This is a genomic window from Microbulbifer maximicatervae (SeqCode) (assembly GCF_056231245.1).
Map to the genome: position 1 here is coordinate 2,342,147 of NZ_CP174334.1, position 17,418 is coordinate 2,359,564.

The following is a 17,418-nucleotide window of genomic DNA, read 5'->3' on the forward strand; positions in this document are numbered from 1 at the left end:
TCAGATAGTAGAAATTGATTTCCTCGCACAGATGTATTCCGGCCTGGGAGGCAAGCCGCAAAACGGAGCCTCCACCTTGTTGCTCAGGGCATTAAAAACAAAAAACAAATTAGACCTCGGGTCGGGGCTGATATTGCTGCTGGAGCCATGCATTAAGTTACAGTCAAACACAACAATACTGCCGGGCTTGCCTGTAACAGCTGATATTCCGCCATTGGATACCAGGGACCTCAAATGGCTATCTGAGGGAATACCAAGCTCCTGCTTTTTCAGTGAGCTGAGGTAGTTCCGTTTTGGTGTTTCCCCATCGCAAGCAATGTAATGGTGGTGGGACTTGGGAATCAGCATCAATGGGCCATTAAAATGATGATTCTCTGTTAAGGTAATGGAGATGCTGAGTGCCCGCATACGGGGCATGCCGTCCTCGACATGCCAGGTTTCAAAATCGGAGTGCCAATAAAAATCTTTCCCGCGAAAACCAGGTTTGTAGTTCGCGCGAGACTGATGGATATAAACCTCATCACCCAAAATACATTTCGCAATACTTGATAGCCGTTGATCCCTGGAAAGCCGGTTAAAAATTTGGCTGCTTTTGTGGATACGAAAGACTGAGCGCACTTCGTTACTTTCAGGCTCGGTGATAATTTCTTCCGACTTGTCAGTGTGTCTGCGCTGTTTAATCTCCGCCAGCTCTTGCGTAAAAAGGTTAATCTCCGCCTGGGAAAACATATTCTCCAGTACAACAAAGCCCTGTTCTGCATAGCGCTTGAGTTGCGATGGTGCCAGTGGGGAGAGGGACTGGCAGTCCCCATACACAATTGGATCTTTGCGCACCCTGGTACCACCCAGAAGGCCCGGTTTTCGGGAGGGGTAGCAATCTTCCCTGGTAACACTTGAGCTATCTGGAAGGTACTTCATGGATACTGCCCTATGACTGACTAATTATTCATCAATCTTGTCAGCCTCAAGTTCGTAGGCTCCCTCAGCATTGTGTACTTCCTTGCCATTCAAAGGGGGGTTAAATACACAGGCCATAGTCATTTCTTCAAAGGCTCTTAAAATGTGCCGGTCATGCTTATCGAGAATATAGATAGTTCCAGGTTCGATAGGGTGCTTCTTGCCATCCTCAAGAGTTTCTACCTCACCTCTGCCGGAAATGCAGTAAACCGCTTCCAAATGGTTTTGATAGTGCATTTGGAAATCAGCATCTGCATAAATAGTGGTGATATGGAAAGAAAAGCCCATTTCATCATCTTTAAGCAGGAGTCGGGTGCTCTCCCAGTTGCCATCCGGTGAAACAACCCGGCGGCCGGATTTTTTAGCTTCCTGTAAACTTCTGACAATCATTGGTATTTCGCTGTTTCGTGTGTGTTCGAGTCTGGCTGGTCAGCAATATTCTTAGTTTGCAGCCTGCACAGTTGGGTCTTTTACGTGAACCTTTTCAGAGGCCCTTAAAGTCTAGCAGGCTTCAAAAAAGACTCTTTCCTCAGGCATATCCCGCTCTCCGGCACAGACTTCCCGGATAGCGGATTCAATAATGTCGATCCCTTTTTTAAGGTTTTGATCAGTGATAATCAGTGGGCAAAGGAGCTTAACGATCTGGTCATCGGCTCCGCTGGTTTCAATAATCAGCCCCTGCTTGAATGCCAGTTTAGTGATCTTTCCTGCAAGTTCGCCGCTGATGCAGTCGATACCCTGAAACATCCCCCGGCCTTTGGTGGTGAAGTTACCCTCACCATATCGGCTGACAATTTCATTCAAACGCTCGGAAATGTATTTGCCCTTGCGTTTAATCTCCCGTGAGAAGTTTTCGTCAGACCAGTAATGATCGATAGCGGCTTTCGCAGTTACAAAAGCCAGATTGTTGCCACGGAAAGTGCCGTTGTGCTCACCGGGCTTCCACTGGTCCAGTTCTGGTTTCATTAGCACCAGCGCAAATGGCAGCCCATAGCCGCTGAGGGATTTGGATAGCGTAATGATATCGGGTTCGATACCGGCCTCTTCAAAGCTGAAAAAGTTGCCCGTGCGGCCGCAGCCAGCCTGGATATCATCGACAATAAAAAGTAAGCCGTGTTTTTTACAGACGGACTGAAGGTTTCTTAGCCACTCGATACTGGCCGCATTGATACCGCCTTCCCCTTGAACTGTCTCAACAATCACTGCTGCGGGGGAGTTAATGCCGCTGCTGGAATCTGAGAGCACTTTATCGAGGTATTCGGTGGTATCGATATTTTTGCCCAGGTAGTCGTCAAAGGGCATGCGGTGTGTACCATTGAGGCTGACACCGGCAGCATCCCTGTGATGCGAGTTGCCGGTGGCAGCCAGCGAGCCAAGGCTTACGCCATGGAAACCGTTGGTAAAGGTGACGATGTTCTGCTGCCCGGTTACATTGCGGGCAATTTTCATCGCAGCCTCTACCGCATTCGTCCCTGTCGGACCGGTAAACTGCACCACGTACTCCATATTCCGTGGTTTGAGAATTTTCTCATTCAGTGCCTGTAGGAATTCACCCTTGGCCCTGGTGTGCATATCGAGGCCGTGAGTAATTCCATCGGCCTCAATGTAATCTTGCAGTGCCTGCTTGAACAGAGGGTTGTTGTGCCCGTAGTTGAGCGTGCCGGCACCCGCCAGGAAATCCAGATACTGATTTCCCTCCTCATCCCACATCAGCTCGCCTTTTGCGCGATTGAAGACTCGCGGAAAGGAGCGGGCATAGCTTTGCACTTCTGATTCAATCTCATCAAAGATCTTCATGATTTTCTCTTTTATGGTGTTTCTTCGAGGGCGAAAGGCCCGATGCGGACAAGGGTTTCGGAGTCGTGCAGCCCATCAAAGTGGGCTTGAGAGTCCATCCAGGGTGAGGAGTGAAGATCGACCGATAATTTATCGGCGACACTGTGGAAGAGCGCCCAAGAGGGCAGGTTGTGTTCTGTAATGGTGGTCTCGATAAATCTGACCGAACCACAGTGAGGGCGCTCAAGGATGTGACTTATCATCCGGGAGGCCAGTCCAAGCCCCCGGGCTTTCTCGTCGACGGCCACCTGCCAGACAAAGAGGGTGTCTGTACGGTCGGGGATGATATACCCGGAAATAAAGCCCAGCAGCTCTCCATCAACCTCTGCGGCGACTGAGGTGTTGGCGAAATGGCTGCAGTGGAGGAGGTTGCAGTAGCTGGAGTTTGTATCCAGGGGAGGGCAACGCTTGATCAATCGGTAAGTGGCCATCCCATCTTCAATCAATGGGCTGCGCAACAAAATATTTTCTGAGCTAGACAAAAAACCTTCCCAACCGACTAAATATTTTTTCACCTCTAAATATTTACCTGCACAAGTGTTGAGCAAATGGCGTAAATATAGCTTCTTAGAGGCATTTTTGTGCCGGATTACTAGTAAAAATGCTTTGAACGCTAAACATCGTACACAAATTAAATTCAAAGTCCAGAATGCTTGAGGCGAATCAAGTCACAATATTTGACCTAGAAATGCCTGGATATGTGGGATATACAGCCTATAGGCAGGTAAAAATAATATTTTGAGGTCTATAAATTTTTCTTTTGGCATATCGGCTGAGCGATCGACTGGGCATAAAACAGACAGTTTTGTGGTGAAGTCTGGAGCTCTTGTGGGGGTGATGTTTCGCAGTCGGGTTATAAGCGCTTAGTGATTGAGGGGCAGGGCGATATAATTCCGGCAATCACCCTGACTCCATGATTGAGAGGTAACTTTGAACAGTATCGAACAAGTGCTAGTGGCCCTGCGGCGGGTAATAAGAGCCACGGACCTGCACTCCAAGCACCTGGCTAAAACCACCGGCTTAACCGCCCCGCAGGTGTTGTTGCTACAGGCTATTCGCAATAAGGGTGAAGTGACTATTGGCGAACTTGCAAATGAGGTTAGCCTGAGCCAGGCAACAGTAACCAACATCTTGGATCGCCTGGAGAAGAGAGGGTTTGTCTATCGCCAGCGCTCCCAAACCGATAAACGCAAGGTACACGCCTACCTCACAGAGGAGGCCACTGAAACGCTGCGCGACGCCCCCATCCCGCTTCAGGACCAGTTTGCTCGTCAGTTTGGCGATCTAAAAGACTGGGAGCAAAGCATGATTATTGCTTCACTACAGCGCGTTGCCCAAATGATGGATGCTCAACATATCGATGCCTCCCCAGTACTGGATATCGGTGTTCTGGATCGCCAGGGTGCCTCAATGGATAAGCCCGCAACGGCACTGGGCTACAGTGACACTTCCGATTCCTCCGACGGAGATAAAAGCAATTAGCTAGCGATATTCCAGAAGAGTGGTCGTGCGCCCTTTTGGGGAGTATTAGGCCCCTCTACAGCAGTGGGAATTTGTCTAAGCTTGCAGCACAAGCTCCCTGTAGCGATCGAGGCATTCTGTGTCGACCGGTAGAGCTTTCAGGCTACAAGTTGTTTCGATGGACATCCTCGTAATCGGTGCCGGTCCGACCGGATTGACTGCTGCGGTCACCCTCACTTCCTTGGGGCTGAAGTGCCGTATTGTTGAGCGCAAAAACAGCCCCTCTGAACTCTCCCGCGCTGTCGGCATTATGCCGGCCACCATTGATGCTCTTCGGGAGCTGGGCGCCGCAGCCCCCTTTCTTGCAGAGGCAATGCCCCTGAGAAAAATGCACATATTGCGCGATGAGAGAACCCTGGTTTATATCGACAACAGCGGGAATGAGTTTCGCGATAGGGTGCCTCTGGGGTTGCCGCAAAACCGGACCGAGGGAATCCTCCGGGACACTCTTGCCGAGAGGGGCGTCGAAGTTGAGTACGGGGTCTCAGTCACTAACATCACAACCACCCCAGACAAGGCGGCCGTTAATTTCTCAGACAATACCAGCGCCTCTTTTGACTGGGTGATTGCCGCAGACGGTATACAGTCCGCTGTGCGACAACAGCTGAAAATACAGTACCCTGGTATTGATTTGCCCAATAAGTGGTCAATTGCGGATGTGGATTTGAGGGGAAACTTCGATCCGGAAGAGATTGCCCTGGACCTGTACGGCGGGGAAGGTGAGTTCACCTTGGTACTCCCTATCGAACGGCGCCGCGCTCGCATCGCATCATCAACCGAAGATGCCCTGGCAACCCTCAGGCTACCGATAGAAATCGCCAACATCCGAAGGACAGCGGCCTTTAAAATCTCCATCCGACAGGCAGAAACTTACCGAAAGCACCGGGTGTTATTGGCTGGAGACGCAGCCCATTGCCACTCTCCAGTGGGAGGGAAGGGGATGAATCTGGGTATGGCCGACGCCATAGCTGCAGCATCTGCTATCGCTAACGGTGCGGTCGATAGCTACTCTACCTCCCGGCATGAGGCAGGGGAGTCCGTGGTTAAGAAAACAGAGCTGGCGAGAAAACTGATCTCCTCGAGTAATCCTTTGGCAAAATCGGCATTGTGGCTATCTGCACATTGCATCGCCTCAGTGCCTCCGATTCATCGCGCCTTTATGCGGCAGTGGACGGCGGTCTGAGTGCCAATGTCGGGGGTAGATTTAGGTAAAAGTGGACATAGGTGACAGGCTAGTGCTACTATTCGTCCGCCGGTTTAAAAGCCATTTTTTATTGCAGTTTACCTCGTAGTTTTAGTCATAATCCTTCGTTCGGTCTCGTTTAAAATAATACTTTTTGCCCGCACAACTCCATTCAATTGGAGCGCAATTGTTCAATCAAGGATATCTATTATGTCTAATACAGTTACTGGTACCGTTAAGTGGTTTGACGAAGGGAAAGGTTTTGGCTTCATCGCCCAGGAATCCGGTCCCGACGTTTTTGCTCACTTCAGCGCAATTTCCGGTGGCGGTTTTAAAACCTTGGCCGAAGGCCAGAAGGTAGAGTTTACCGTGACTCAGGGCGCTAAAGGCCCACAAGCAGAAAACATTGTCTGCCTGTAAACTTTAGGCTTCGCCCCCAATAAGGGGCGAGACCGTCCACTTCCCCAGCCAGGCAAGTGCTGGGGAGGTATCCCCCTTGGTACAACCTCTCTTTCTTTGTAGTGACAGCCGAGCTTTTTAGGTCTATCACGCATTTTCGAATCCCTCCCAGCTTTCTTAACTCGACGACAGATCTACCTGGATCAACTCAATCCAAATGAAGGGTGTAGTACCAATAAGGGTCGCCAGAGGGCAACTTTTTGCAAGAGCCTCTGAAGATTTGATAGGGTCATTTCTTGTCAAGCGCGATGGCCCCGACATTTTTAGATATGGCAGTAGCTGTCACAGGCAAGCTTCCCATAGGTGATCAGTAAGTGGGCAATCTTACACTTATTTACTTTCCGTTTACCCAGTGGCTTTTATTATTCCAGGTCTATCAAGAACTTTTGAGTGACTAGATCAATGGGGCCTGACTGCAAAACGCCATTATTGGTACTCTTAGCTGAAGACAATCACGCACTGGCGGCCAATATTATCGAGAGCCTCGAAGAGTACAATATTCGATGTGACTACGCCGATAATGGGATAATGGCCACTGAGCTGGCCTTAAAGCATGACTTCGATGTGATCGTACTTGATGTCATGATGCCGGGTAGAAGTGGTTTCGAAGTGAGCTCTAAGTTGCGCAATGCAGGAAGCTCGACACCAATATTGATGCTGACCGCGCTGGACCAATTGGACGATAAACTCGCCGGTTTCCAATCTGGAGGGGATGACTACCTGGTTAAACCCTTCGAAATGCTTGAGCTGGTCGCACGGATTCGGTCTCTATCAATAAAACGACGCGTTACCCAAACCCGGTATAAAGTTGAGGACCTGGAAGTTAATTTAGAGACCCATGAAGTCACCAGGCAGGGGAAATCTATAAATCTGCCCCCAATCTGTTGGGAATTGCTCGTGTTTTTGATGCAACAGAGTCCAAAGCTGGTTACTAAAGAAAAAATTGAACAGCATTTATGGCAGTTTCTTTCCCCCGAATCCGACGTAATCAAAGTACATCTGTATCGGTTGCGGCAGGGAATTGATAAGGGGTTCAGTTTTCCACTACTGCACACGATCAGAGGGAAGGGCGTTATCCTGGGGAAGCGTGATGAAAGCCTTTGATCGCTCCATTCGCAGAAAATTTTTCTTTCACTATATTTGGATTCTTGCCGCAATTGTGGCGTGCAGTGCAGTTGTCGTCGAGAGATCCAAAGTGAAAATGGTTAAGCACGCTTTAGGTGCGACACTGATATCTGTAGCTGAAAAACGTATCATTGAGGCCGGAGGGGTTATTGATGACCCTTTTTTTGCCCAGTTACAAACATATGATGAGTACAGTTCACTGCCAAATACGGCAAAGCGCGTGTTAGAGGAAGCTGATGGCGAAGAAAAAAGGGTGCACTTTAGCAAAGACTTAATTGATGATCGCTACTATTTAGCAATTATGCCTTATGCTGAAAGCGCACTTAAGACAACTTACTACGTGCTAGAAATAGAAGAAGCTGCAATACCCAGCAAGTACAAAAAGGTAGAAATTGAAGTTCTTATCGGTATCTTACTAGCCCTTACTTTAGCATTAAGTGTGCCTCTTATTCTTGCAAGACAAGTGATATCGCCATTAAAAGACCTGGAGAAATTTGCGCAAAAGAGCCGGCATAAGCTGACTCCGATCCCGGAATCTTTAAAGCAAAGGAAGGATGAATTTGGTCGTGTAGGACGAGTACTGCAAGAGTCGCTACAGCAGGTATGGAATCATCAAGAGCAGGAAAGGCAATTTCTACAGAATGCGAGCCATGAATTGAGAACCCCCTTGGCAACCATTGGCAGTGCCTTGCACGTGGTGAAGGTAAGGCAAAAAAAAGGCAAGCCAATCGATACTCAACTGGAGCAGATTGAGCGCTCCTATGAGCAGATGACCCAGCTAACACAAGCACTTCTACTGCTATCTCAAAGCAAGGTAAATCTGGAATCAACAGAATTTGATTTCAGTAATATGATTCAAACTCGAGTTGAGCAGCTCAAATACCTCTTGGGTCAGCGAGATGTACAAGTTCATCTCAATTCGGATAGTTCGGTCAACTTGAAGCAAGTACAAGTGCTATTGGATATCGCTATAACCAATCTGCTCAGAAATGCCTTTGAGCATACCCTTGAGGGAAGTATCGATATTGATTTTGATGCAAATGGAATCCGGGTTCAGAACCCCATACTGCCGGAGCAGCAGGTGCATTTTGACAGGGGGGAAGGGCAGGGTTTTGGTTTAGGTCTTCATATTCTGAAGCAAGTGGCCGATCAGCAGCAATGGATCTTTTCTTACAAGAAAAATGAACAATACTTAACCGTTAACCTGGCCTGGGCATGAGTTTATTTACCTGGCGTTTACCTTTACCGGCATAGAATCCACTCCAGAAATAACGGAACTTCAACCAGTTCAAATTGGGATTCAATATGTCTAGTTTGCGAGATCAAAACCATAAGAGTTCTCTGCCATTAACTTTGAGTATGTGCACCGCGCTGGTGGGTTCGGCATTATCCAGCCTAGCTTTTGCAGATGAAGTTACCCAGAAGCCGCCAAGGCAGGATGAGACGGCACTTTCTGTAGGTATTGGGACCTTTAGCGTTGAGTCAATCTACGTTGATGGAGAGGACCAAAATAACATATTTCCACTGATCTCAGCCCGCTACAAGCGTTTTTACTTTCAGGGTTTTGAGTTGGGTGCTGATCTGTACCACGACGATAAACTTCGAGTGAAGCTTGGTATTGGCGGCGACTTCGCTGGTGATAGAGACAGAGGGGACAGTGAAAAGCTCAGCGATATGGAAGAGCTTGACCTGGCGATTCTTGCCAACTTATCAATGAACTATAAAAGCCCTGTAGGCCTTTGGAAGGTTGGCATCTCACAAGATATCAGTGATACCCACGACGGATACAGTCTATCGGCTGGATATAGTCTGCCTTACAAGCACCAAAAGTGGATCATCAAACCCGACTTCACTATTAGCTGGCAAAGTGATAGTGCGTTGGATTACTACTATGGCGTGGACCTAAATGAAGTAACTCAAGATAGGGCAGCGTATGAAGCAAATGCAGATATCATTACCCGGTTAGGTATACAAGTGGGATACAACATTAGCCCAAACCTTATTCTTATGGGGGGCGTATATCAAACCTGGTATGGCGATGAGATTAGTAATAGCCCAATCGTGGACACTGATAGCTCAAGACGTACGTCATTAATGGTGAGTTATAAATTTTAACTCTTCTTACGATATTTGATGAGTGTAGATTATTTAGACTAGCCGGCTTATCAATACCAAGTAGAAGTTACAGGCCGAGGCAAGAGCCCCTGCCTGTAACCAAAACCTGTTTGCAGTACAATGTACACGATACCCACCGAGTCATAGCAAGAAGGCCTCTCTATTTAGCATCCCAATAGCAGGGACTACCGTATTTCTCCTTAAGGAAATCAATAACAACACGTACTTTGGGAGCCAGGTTATCCGTAGGTAAGTAGAGTGCATTGATAGTCTGGTTTTCTGCCGATGAAGATGCGCGGTAGTCAGTCAAAATAGGAACTAGCTTGCCCCAAGGGCCACGAAATATACCCAGGTCTCTCCTTCAGTTGGCCCTTCAGTCATCACTGTAGGAGCACCGAGTACCTCTATATTCTGTTTCTTGAGGTATTCAACCGCAGCATCAATATCTTCAACATAGAATGCTAAATGATGCCCCCTTATTTCGATCTATGTTGTCGGCATACTCGAATATTTCTAGATTGATGCTGTTAGCATTCATAACAGCAATTTGCTTGATCTCTACACGAGGATTTACATTAAGGTGATCCGTCATCCAGGTATCGCCTGAGGCAAATGGCCCAAACGTATAAGCCAACTCAAAGCCAAAGTGTGTACTAAAGAGCTCAACGGCCAATTCAACATCGGGGACGGTTAATCCTATATGATCTACTTTTTTAAGTCCGGGGATCCCCATTAGATATCTCCTCGATCATGGCGAAGCTTATTCAGTCCGCCCATGGTGGTAGCCCCTTTATTGAAGCCCGTATACATTGAGGCAAAAACAATCAATTCCTCAATCTCTTCATACGTTGCCCCTTGTTTGAGCGCCATTTGGTCAATAGCGATAGTGATTAGTGCTTTGGTTTTTTGATCTAGAAGTGGCTTTCCCCATACTTCACCCGCGACTCGTACAGCTAGATCTCCCCATACCGGGTTGATAGACTTAAGGATCCTCTGATCAACGAAGCATTTTTCCAGAATTAAGCTGAGCTGCTTGAAAAATTCACTTTATTACGCACAAACGCGTAATTTTCGCGTAATAGTCCCCTAATTTTTCATCTGAAACCCTCAATAGGTGGGTTTCAGGCGAACCACCCCTAGGCAGCCAAGTATTTTCTCCCTATTAATAAGTTGGTAAAGCCTGCCAGTAAGCACAGCCTCTCAGTATTTTTTACCAGTCCCCGATAGCGGACCTTGTCATAACCAAATACCCGTTTGATGTAGCGGAAGGGGTGCTCGACCTTCGCTCTTATCTGCGCCTTGATCTTTTCCGCTTTACGGAGTGCATCACGCCCTGGAAGAGTTTTTAGCTTGCTCGGCTTCATTGCTATATACCAATCCGCCTCCCGCTCTTTCAACTCTTCACGTTTCTCCGCACCAATGTACCCAGAGTCTCCCCAGATTCTTTTCTCCTCCCCGTGGAGAACTCGCTCTGTGGTTGTGACATCATGCGAATTCGCTGCTGTTGTATCTATGCTATGTATTACTCCGAGCACATCATCAACCCCGATATGCATTTTCATCCCAAAATGCCACTGATTGCCTTTCTTTGTTTGATGCATTTCCGGGTCACGTTCTTTCTTTTCATTCTTAGTTGAAGTTGGCGCAGAGATAATAGTGGCATCTACAATCGTGCCTTCACGCAGTACCATCCCATTCTCAGCAAGGTGTTTGTTGATTTCATCAAAAAGAGCTGCACCTAGCTGATTGAGCTCCAGTAAGTGGCGAAAGTTAAGAATCGTTGTTTCATCGGGAATTGGGCTACTCAAAGTCAATCCAGCAAAACTACGCATGGATTTAATTTCATACAGTGCATCTTCCATAGCGGGATCACTGAGATTGTAAAATAGCTGCATGCATTGAATACGAAGCATGACACTCAATGGATATGGCTGTCGGCCACGTTTACCTTGTGGGTAACAAGGAGTGATCTGAGCTTCTAGTCGCTGCCATGGGACGAGGGTTTCCATTTGAGAAAGAAACTTCTCTCGGCGAGTTATACGACGCTTTAGCTTATATTCTGCTTCGGCAAAGGTGACTTGGTGCATGATTCATCGTAGTCTTGATGGGTAGGTGAATATTACCAAATTGACTCAGAATTATTCAGAGGTTCCTTAAGTCCCTCGATCAATGCTTGATCATCCAAAACGGCATTTTCGTATTTGGTAGTCATAGTTAATAGTCCTGGTTATCTAGATGATATTTCGCTGTAGAAACTGGAAGTTATTATAGAGAGTCGTATCCTTCTTAAAACTTATAAGCAGGAACATCACTTTTGCAAATTATGCACAGTTGATCGCTGTTTATGGGGTGGCACAGTCTGTTGTTGGGACCTATTTTAGTGCCCTAGCAGGGGCGAAAGAGGTATATGGTAGCGTTGCTAAAATGGTATTAGCCTGAAGGGAAGAGCGTTTTGATATGGCGATTACAACATGGTAGCTAATGCCTCTAAATATATTCCAGGTGTCCTAACTAGATAAAAGCTACTAGCAACACCGATGCTGCTTATAATCTACCCTAAACTATGAATATCCATTGAAGGCTCGATATTCATATGTCCATGACTCCTATTGATATCGAACGCTGGAATAGAAAGGCCCACTTTGAATTTTTTATGAGCAGTGCAGGGTCAACTCGGATAGGCTTAACCCAGCCGGTCGATGTGACAAATCTGGTATCTTTCTGTAAAAAGAATACACTCCCTTTTTATTACAGCCTTATTTTTCTTGTCACGCAGGTGGGAAATGAAATAGCGGGTTTCAGGCATCGTATCGTCAATGGCCAGCCCATTGAGCATGACATGCTGCACCCGTTATTTTCTGATTTAGGGGATAATGAGTTATTCAAACTCGTTATGGCAAGAATGGAAACGAATCTGACAGAGTTCGTCCACAAGGCAAGGGAACTTTCACAGGCACAATCTGAGTACCTCCCCGTAGAAAATTTCATCAGCCGCCATGATATCTTGAATATCAGCTGCTACCCCTGGGGCGACTTCTCTGGTCTACAGGTAAAGCCTGTACAGAAAGAAGGTTGTGATCCAGGAATACCTTTTATTTTCTGGGGTAAATACCATCGCCAGGAGGGCCGCCTTGTCACTTCGATGTATATTGAAGTTAATCACTGCTTTCTGGATGGCATCCATCTTTATCAATTTAAACAGCAGTTGGAGGATAAGATTTGTCAACTGGCTTAAAGTTTTAAGCTGGAGCTAGGGGCTCTGGGTAATTTCGTGAACCCGCTCTTAAAGTCGCATAATGTGTACCTTGAAGAGCTATAGAGATGCATATAGCTGCTCAGAGGCTCCCTAGCTAGAACTCCCTCAAATGGTGAAACTTCAGCCCCCAATAAAAAAGGCAATTACCAGTGCAATAAGCCCGAGAGAAGTAAATTGTATAGAAGTCTTCCTGAATTTTGGCACCGCAAAAGCAACCACTAATCCACTAATCAAGCTAAATAGCAGGCTCGCACCAAGCATAATGGATGAGAACCAGAAGAGGGGGCCAGCATGACCTTTATGAATCAGCAGAAATTGATGCCATAGATCATGTTCTTTTACATGAAGTATCGCTGATTGCTTATCCTGGCTAGGCTCCAAATAGACTTGGCGTTTGTAGCCATACCAGCCAATCCACTCATCCTCCAAATAGAAATCTGCCGGCAATGATACTTCTGTGGGCTGAACAAACGGAGATATAGTATCTAGGGTCTCTTGCTCATTGCTGGGTAAGCCCTTGGGTAGAGAAACTGTGTACTCAAATTGTTCGTCGACGCCCCCCTCTATATCAAATAGGTAGAGCACGCCCGTGGCGATATACAAAATGGCAATGGGTAGAAAAAAGCAGGAAAAATAGGTGTGGAGCTTGATCCACAGTAAACGGTATCTGGATTTCATAGGCAACAAAGGGCGCAATGCAAGTGCATTGCGCCCTGATAGTAAATAAACAAATAAAGGAGATTAGAAGCGGTAGTCTACTGACAGTCGAACGTCTCGGCCCGCCTCATAAACTCCAGATACAATATCCCAGCCAGGAATATTGGTATAATCGGCCACGCTGGAGTGATCCCGGTACTGCTCATTAAACAGGTTTTGAACGGCTAAATTCACATTCAGGCGATCATCTGCCAAAGGCTCCCAGTGCAAGTATAGATCGTGCACATCGTAACCAGACTTATCTACGGTTTGGGTGCTATCGATCCAACCAAGTTCTACTGCACGGTGTAAAACCTCAATATTACTCAGCTCATCAACACGAGTGTAGTTCCAGCCCAGTTCTAACTTAGGTGTAATTGCATAGTTAGCGTTCAGGTTATAGGTGTCGCCACGGGCATTCGCCAAGCCATTGTGTTCATAGGCTTCTACGGTATTCCCATTAAGCTCTGAATCATTGTGACTGAAAGCCGCGCTCAGCGTTAAATTATCCCATGCGTAAGAAGCACTAAGTTCAAAGCCGTCGGTTTCTAGCTCACCAACATTTTCGTAGTATGTACCACCTCCGAGCTGATCGAGAATAACGTCATCGATCGTACTGCGGTAGACAGCGGCTTTTAACTCAAGTCCATCCTGGCTGTATTCCAACCCCAGCTCAGTATTGTCGACGGTTTCTGCATCTAGGTCAGGTGCAAGTTCTGCCGATTCCAGCGTAAACCCATCTCCAACTTCCTTGCCGCGCATCGCTGTTGCGTGGCCCAGGGTGAGGGTGATCGCATCGGTCAAAGAGTAACTCATACCGATATTGGGGCTGAAACCTTGGCTATCAGTCTCATCGCCATGGGTTACTTGCTCCAGCTCGTATTCGTCGTAGCGGAGACCAAAACTCAGTAATAGTTCGTCTGTTGCCTGCCAATGGTCCTGAATGTAGGCACTGCGAACCTGGCCTTCTTCGCGGAAAGAGATACCGGTATAAGGCTCCGAGAGGTAGCGGCTTTCCACTTCATCCTCACGGGCTTCGATGCCGTAGGTGAGGGTGTGCTGGCCGATATTGCTGGTATTACGCAAATCAAAGCCAAGGGTTTCTACTGAGGCACCGTACTTACCCCATCTATCGAATACATTCTGCTCCACTTCTGACTTTGTGTGATATACGGTAGTCTCAAGATTGATCAACGCGCTGGGAGCAAATTGGTGATTCACGACAAAAGTCTGGCGGTCAGCATCCATTGGGTAGAGAGTATCTCCCTCAAGGGCAGGCCAGTTGGGGCGTTGGCCGTACTCTCCAGATTCATCCCGTTGTTCGAAGCTGAGGCTCAACTTTTGATTTTCAGATAAATCGCCACTTAATTTTATAAAGGCGAAATCCTGCTCGGCAGCAGTACCATAGATAGTGTCACCGTCGCCATCCTCCATCTCATCGCGATCAACGGTCACAAATGATCCGAGCAGTCCCCAGTTGTCAGTGATTTTTCCATAAACTGAAGCACTGGCTTTTTCGCCATCATTGCTAAAGAACGAGCCTTTCACTATTGCGCCAAACTGCTCGCCTTCATCGAGTAGGTCGTCCGCATCTTTGGTCTCAAAGCGGATAGCACCGCCAATAGCGCCAGCACCGCTGGTAGCTTCGCCTGCGCCAGCTTGCACTTCAACTTTCTGCAGCAACTCCGGCTCTATGGATACCCGGCCAATATGGTGGAAGAGGGTACTGGTTTGAGGAGCACCATCAACGGTAACGTTGAGAAGGGTGTCTTCCATGCCACGGATATAGACTTTCTGCGCAATACCCACCGATCCACCAACAGATACGGACGGAATCTGGCGGAAGACATCACTAAGATCATTTGCCTGCTGCTTATCGAGTTCGTCAGGGGTAATCTCAGTATCAGTCGCCACGCCGACAACTACTACAGTTTCCATCGCGGCTTCAGCGTTATCCTCTTGCTTTTGTACTTCCTGTGCCTGGCTGATGCCAGAGGCCAGGGCACTGGATACCATCAAGGGGAGTAACACGTATTTATTGTGGGAAATATTGCGGGCCATTGGCTGTCCTTCACAGAGTTACCTATTTGCTAATGCGAATTATTCCTATTGGCAGTTGTGAAGTACAGCAGTGTTGCATTTGTTACATTTAGTTGCATCAGTGTGTTGGAGAGATACATTATGCAGGCTTCAAAGATTGAATGGGGAGAGTTACTCTCATACACAATCCTCCTACAGAGCGGTTGGAGGCCTCTAAGGTTCCGCCCACGCTATGTAGCTGGCGTCGCGCCAACGCCAAGCCCAACCCAAAATTTTTCGATTTTGATGTGCGAGACTGATCTGCTCGGAAGAAAGGCTTAAAGATACTGTCCAGTAGTGCTTCGGGAACTCCGGGGCCAGAGTCTTCAATATCAATAACAAATCTGTTTTTCGTATTTCCCTCCAGAAGGACATGAACGGCTTGTCCCTTCGGGGTATAGCGCATGGCGTTACGCAAGATATTTTCCAAGGCTTGTCCTACCGCCTTGTGATTAGACTGTCTTATTTCAGCCGAGTCTGGCAAATGAGTGCAGATAGTGCGATCGGGAAATTCGAAACGAGCATCCTCGACAATCACATCGATAAGGTCAACCAGGTCCAAGTCTTCGATACCTATAGAAGGCTGTTCGTTATCCAGCCAGGCTAGGGTGAGTGTATCGTCTACCAAACGCCTGATATGAACAGACTCCCGCTGAATCCTCTGGATATTTTTATCATCAGCGTGACTTGCGCCAGCTCCCTCTATGGCAATATCCAGTCGGGTGAGTGGAGTTCTCAGTTCGTGAGATAGATCCGCGATTAGCTGGCGCTGGTTGACGATCTGCTCTCCTATCCGCGTCGCCATTTGATCAAAAGTTTTGGCTAATTCAGAAATCTCATCGTCGCGGTTACCTAATTGGCGGTGTACTCGAACATCAAAGTTTCCCCGACTAAACTCCCGTGTTGCCTGCTCAAGTTTGCGCAGCGGGTGCATAATATGGCGATAGAGCATCACGGAAACTAAAGCCAGGATTCCCATTGGCAGGAGTATTTGCAGCAGGAGTCGTGTTGTTTTCCAGTAGCTGCCGGGACGCATCCTATCGGGAAGAAGTACCAAGAGACTGGTTTGCTCGGTTGCAAAAGGAATTTCCATCACCGGGTTTTCTTCAAAATACAGGTGGACCTTCCAATCCACATCCCGGCCGAGGTTATAGCCGATGTAACGATGTTCATTACCCGTCTCACCTGCTACATGGATTAACTCATATTGGGTAACTGTGGCCCAGGTGTTTTCCTTCTCCTGTAATTCTTTTAACCACTGTTCCAATTCCCCCTCGTTGCCGGAGAGAAACCGCGCTTCCGCCTCCTTTCCCCACTCTTTCAATTCCTCTCGATGAGATGCCTCCAGCATACTCATCTGCTCCTCGGTGCGAATAGTCAGGGAGTTGATCAGGTAAAAGAGAGAGACAATGCCCGCAGTAATCAGAAGGCATAGTTTCCAAAAAAGTTTGCGGTTCATTTCAAACAGTACCCTCTGCCATGTACTGTTTGTAGCCGGTCTCCACGCCATCCTGCTCCAGTCAACTTGCGCCTGATTCGACTCAAGTGCATGTCCAAACTGCGGTCATAGGCACCCAGAGTACGGTTGAGAACTTGCTGTGAGAGATAGGCTTTGCTCAATACCTCTCCCCGGTGAACCGCTAACTCCCACAACAATTTAAACTGGGTAGCGGTAAAATCAATTGCCAGACCGCCGGTGAATGCTTGCTGAGCATTTAAATCGAGTTGCAGGTTATCGATTTCTGTATGGTGGACAGCCTCCAGCATCACTGGTTGACTGCGGCGCAATAGTGCCTCAATTCTTAGTAGCAGTTCGGTCTTGTTAAATGGTTTGGCCACATAATCATCTGCTCCATGGCGAAAGCCCGCGATCCTCTCCTCTTCAGCGCCCTTGGCAGTTAGGATGATGACCGGAACCTGACTGGTTTTGCGTAAAATTTTGAGTAGAGAAATACCGTCCATTTCCGGCAGCATCAAATCGAGCAAAATTAATTGAGGTTGTTGCCTGGCAGCTTCCAGCAATGCGGTATTGCCATCAAAGCAAGCGTTGACCTGGTATCCTGCGCTTTGGATCATTTCGCAAAGTTGGTCGTTGAGACCGCGATCGTCTTCAACGATAAGGATGTTGGATTGTGTGGAAGGTTTTTGGCTCATGAAGACATTGGCTGTATGCAAACTGGTTGTGGAGCAA

The 17,418-nt window shown here is 47.5% G+C and carries 19 protein-coding genes; 7 read left to right on the plus strand and 12 right to left on the minus strand.

Annotated elements, in window-relative coordinates; translation table 11 throughout:
- The 4 genes from thpD to ectA all read right to left on the minus strand — a co-directional run bounded on the left by thpD (window position 1) and on the right by ectA (window position 3,275).
- A complete protein-coding gene (gene thpD / locus ACJJIS_RS10155; RefSeq protein ID WP_444897280.1) occupies window positions 1-918 on the minus strand; it encodes an ectoine hydroxylase in 918 nt (305 codons plus the stop codon).
- A gap of 24 nt (window positions 919-942) precedes the next feature.
- Window positions 943-1,347 carry an ectoine synthase gene (locus ACJJIS_RS10160; protein ID WP_444933171.1) on the minus strand — a complete coding sequence of 135 codons (405 nt, stop codon included), beginning with the start codon at window positions 1,345-1,347 and terminating at the stop codon, window positions 943-945.
- A gap of 111 nt (window positions 1,348-1,458) precedes the next feature.
- Entirely contained in the window at window positions 1,459-2,754 is a 1,296-nt protein-coding gene (gene ectB / locus ACJJIS_RS10165) for a diaminobutyrate--2-oxoglutarate transaminase (protein ID WP_413665775.1), read from the minus strand.
- Between the two features lie 11 nt (window positions 2,755-2,765).
- Complete coding sequence (gene ectA, locus ACJJIS_RS10170; protein ID WP_444893869.1) at window positions 2,766-3,275, minus strand: diaminobutyrate acetyltransferase; 510 nt, start codon at window positions 3,273-3,275, stop codon at window positions 2,766-2,768.
- 448 nt (window positions 3,276-3,723) lie between these two features.
- Here ectA and ACJJIS_RS10175 point away from each other — a divergent pair, with 448 nt between their 5' ends.
- From ACJJIS_RS10175 to ACJJIS_RS10200, 6 genes are all read left to right on the plus strand, one after another.
- A complete protein-coding gene (locus ACJJIS_RS10175; RefSeq protein WP_475710187.1) occupies window positions 3,724-4,275 on the plus strand; it encodes a MarR family winged helix-turn-helix transcriptional regulator in 552 nt (183 codons plus the stop codon).
- Window positions 4,276-4,432: 157 nt separating this feature from the next.
- Entirely contained in the window at window positions 4,433-5,497 is a 1,065-nt protein-coding gene (locus tag ACJJIS_RS10180; RefSeq protein WP_475710188.1) for an FAD-dependent oxidoreductase, read from the plus strand.
- A gap of 210 nt (window positions 5,498-5,707) precedes the next feature.
- Window positions 5,708-5,917, plus strand: a complete 210-nt coding sequence (locus ACJJIS_RS10185) for a cold-shock protein (RefSeq protein ID WP_108733254.1) — start codon at window positions 5,708-5,710, stop codon at window positions 5,915-5,917.
- A gap of 429 nt (window positions 5,918-6,346) precedes the next feature.
- The gene (locus ACJJIS_RS10190; protein WP_444913052.1) at window positions 6,347-7,060 is read left to right on the plus strand and encodes a response regulator transcription factor; all 714 of its coding nucleotides are present in this window, start codon (window positions 6,347-6,349) and stop codon (window positions 7,058-7,060) included.
- Complete coding sequence (locus ACJJIS_RS10195) at window positions 7,047-8,300, plus strand: sensor histidine kinase (protein WP_475710189.1); 1,254 nt, start codon at window positions 7,047-7,049, stop codon at window positions 8,298-8,300. Before ACJJIS_RS10190 ends, ACJJIS_RS10195 begins: the two co-directional genes overlap by 14 nt.
- A gap of 86 nt (window positions 8,301-8,386) precedes the next feature.
- Window positions 8,387-9,196, plus strand: a complete 810-nt coding sequence (locus ACJJIS_RS10200) for a MipA/OmpV family protein (protein WP_475710190.1) — start codon at window positions 8,387-8,389, stop codon at window positions 9,194-9,196.
- Between the two features lie 160 nt (window positions 9,197-9,356).
- Here the strand turns inward: ACJJIS_RS10200 and ACJJIS_RS10205 are convergent, their stop codons facing one another.
- From ACJJIS_RS10205 to ACJJIS_RS10220, 4 genes are all read right to left on the minus strand, one after another.
- Window positions 9,357-9,506 carry a hypothetical protein gene (locus ACJJIS_RS10205; protein ID WP_444913760.1) on the minus strand — a complete coding sequence of 50 codons (150 nt, stop codon included), beginning with the start codon at window positions 9,504-9,506 and terminating at the stop codon, window positions 9,357-9,359.
- Between the two features lie 8 nt (window positions 9,507-9,514).
- On the minus strand, window positions 9,515-9,682 hold the full coding sequence (locus tag ACJJIS_RS10210; RefSeq protein ID WP_444935174.1) for a VOC family protein: 168 nt from the start codon (window positions 9,680-9,682) through the stop codon (window positions 9,515-9,517).
- Window positions 9,645-9,929, minus strand: coding sequence for a VOC family protein (locus tag ACJJIS_RS10215; RefSeq protein ID WP_444933177.1), 285 nt, complete (start codon window positions 9,927-9,929; stop codon window positions 9,645-9,647). Before ACJJIS_RS10215 ends, ACJJIS_RS10210 begins: the two co-directional genes overlap by 38 nt.
- Before the next feature lie 403 nt (window positions 9,930-10,332).
- A complete protein-coding gene (locus ACJJIS_RS10220) occupies window positions 10,333-11,283 on the minus strand; it encodes an IS5 family transposase (protein ID WP_475710191.1) in 951 nt (316 codons plus the stop codon).
- A 512-nt stretch (window positions 11,284-11,795) separates the two neighbouring features.
- On the opposite strand from ACJJIS_RS10220, the gene ACJJIS_RS10225 reads away from it, so the two are divergent.
- The gene (locus tag ACJJIS_RS10225) at window positions 11,796-12,431 is read left to right on the plus strand and encodes a CatA-like O-acetyltransferase (RefSeq protein ID WP_475710192.1); all 636 of its coding nucleotides are present in this window, start codon (window positions 11,796-11,798) and stop codon (window positions 12,429-12,431) included.
- 141 nt (window positions 12,432-12,572) lie between these two features.
- Here the strand turns inward: ACJJIS_RS10225 and ACJJIS_RS10230 are convergent, their stop codons facing one another.
- The 4 genes from ACJJIS_RS10230 to ACJJIS_RS10245 all read right to left on the minus strand — a co-directional run bounded on the left by ACJJIS_RS10230 (window position 12,573) and on the right by ACJJIS_RS10245 (window position 17,381).
- Window positions 12,573-13,130, minus strand: a complete 558-nt coding sequence (locus tag ACJJIS_RS10230; RefSeq protein WP_413665787.1) for a PepSY-associated transmembrane domain-containing protein — start codon at window positions 13,128-13,130, stop codon at window positions 12,573-12,575.
- A 63-nt stretch (window positions 13,131-13,193) separates the two neighbouring features.
- Window positions 13,194-15,209 carry a TonB-dependent receptor gene (locus ACJJIS_RS10235; RefSeq protein WP_475710193.1) on the minus strand — a complete coding sequence of 672 codons (2,016 nt, stop codon included), beginning with the start codon at window positions 15,207-15,209 and terminating at the stop codon, window positions 13,194-13,196.
- Between the two features lie 118 nt (window positions 15,210-15,327).
- The gene (locus tag ACJJIS_RS10240; protein WP_475710194.1) at window positions 15,328-16,686 is read right to left on the minus strand and encodes a sensor histidine kinase; all 1,359 of its coding nucleotides are present in this window, start codon (window positions 16,684-16,686) and stop codon (window positions 15,328-15,330) included.
- Window positions 16,683-17,381, minus strand: a complete 699-nt coding sequence (locus ACJJIS_RS10245) for a response regulator transcription factor (RefSeq protein WP_475710195.1) — start codon at window positions 17,379-17,381, stop codon at window positions 16,683-16,685. The genes ACJJIS_RS10240 and ACJJIS_RS10245 overlap by 4 nt, the downstream gene beginning before the upstream one ends.
- Window positions 17,382-17,418 lie beyond the last annotated feature (37 nt).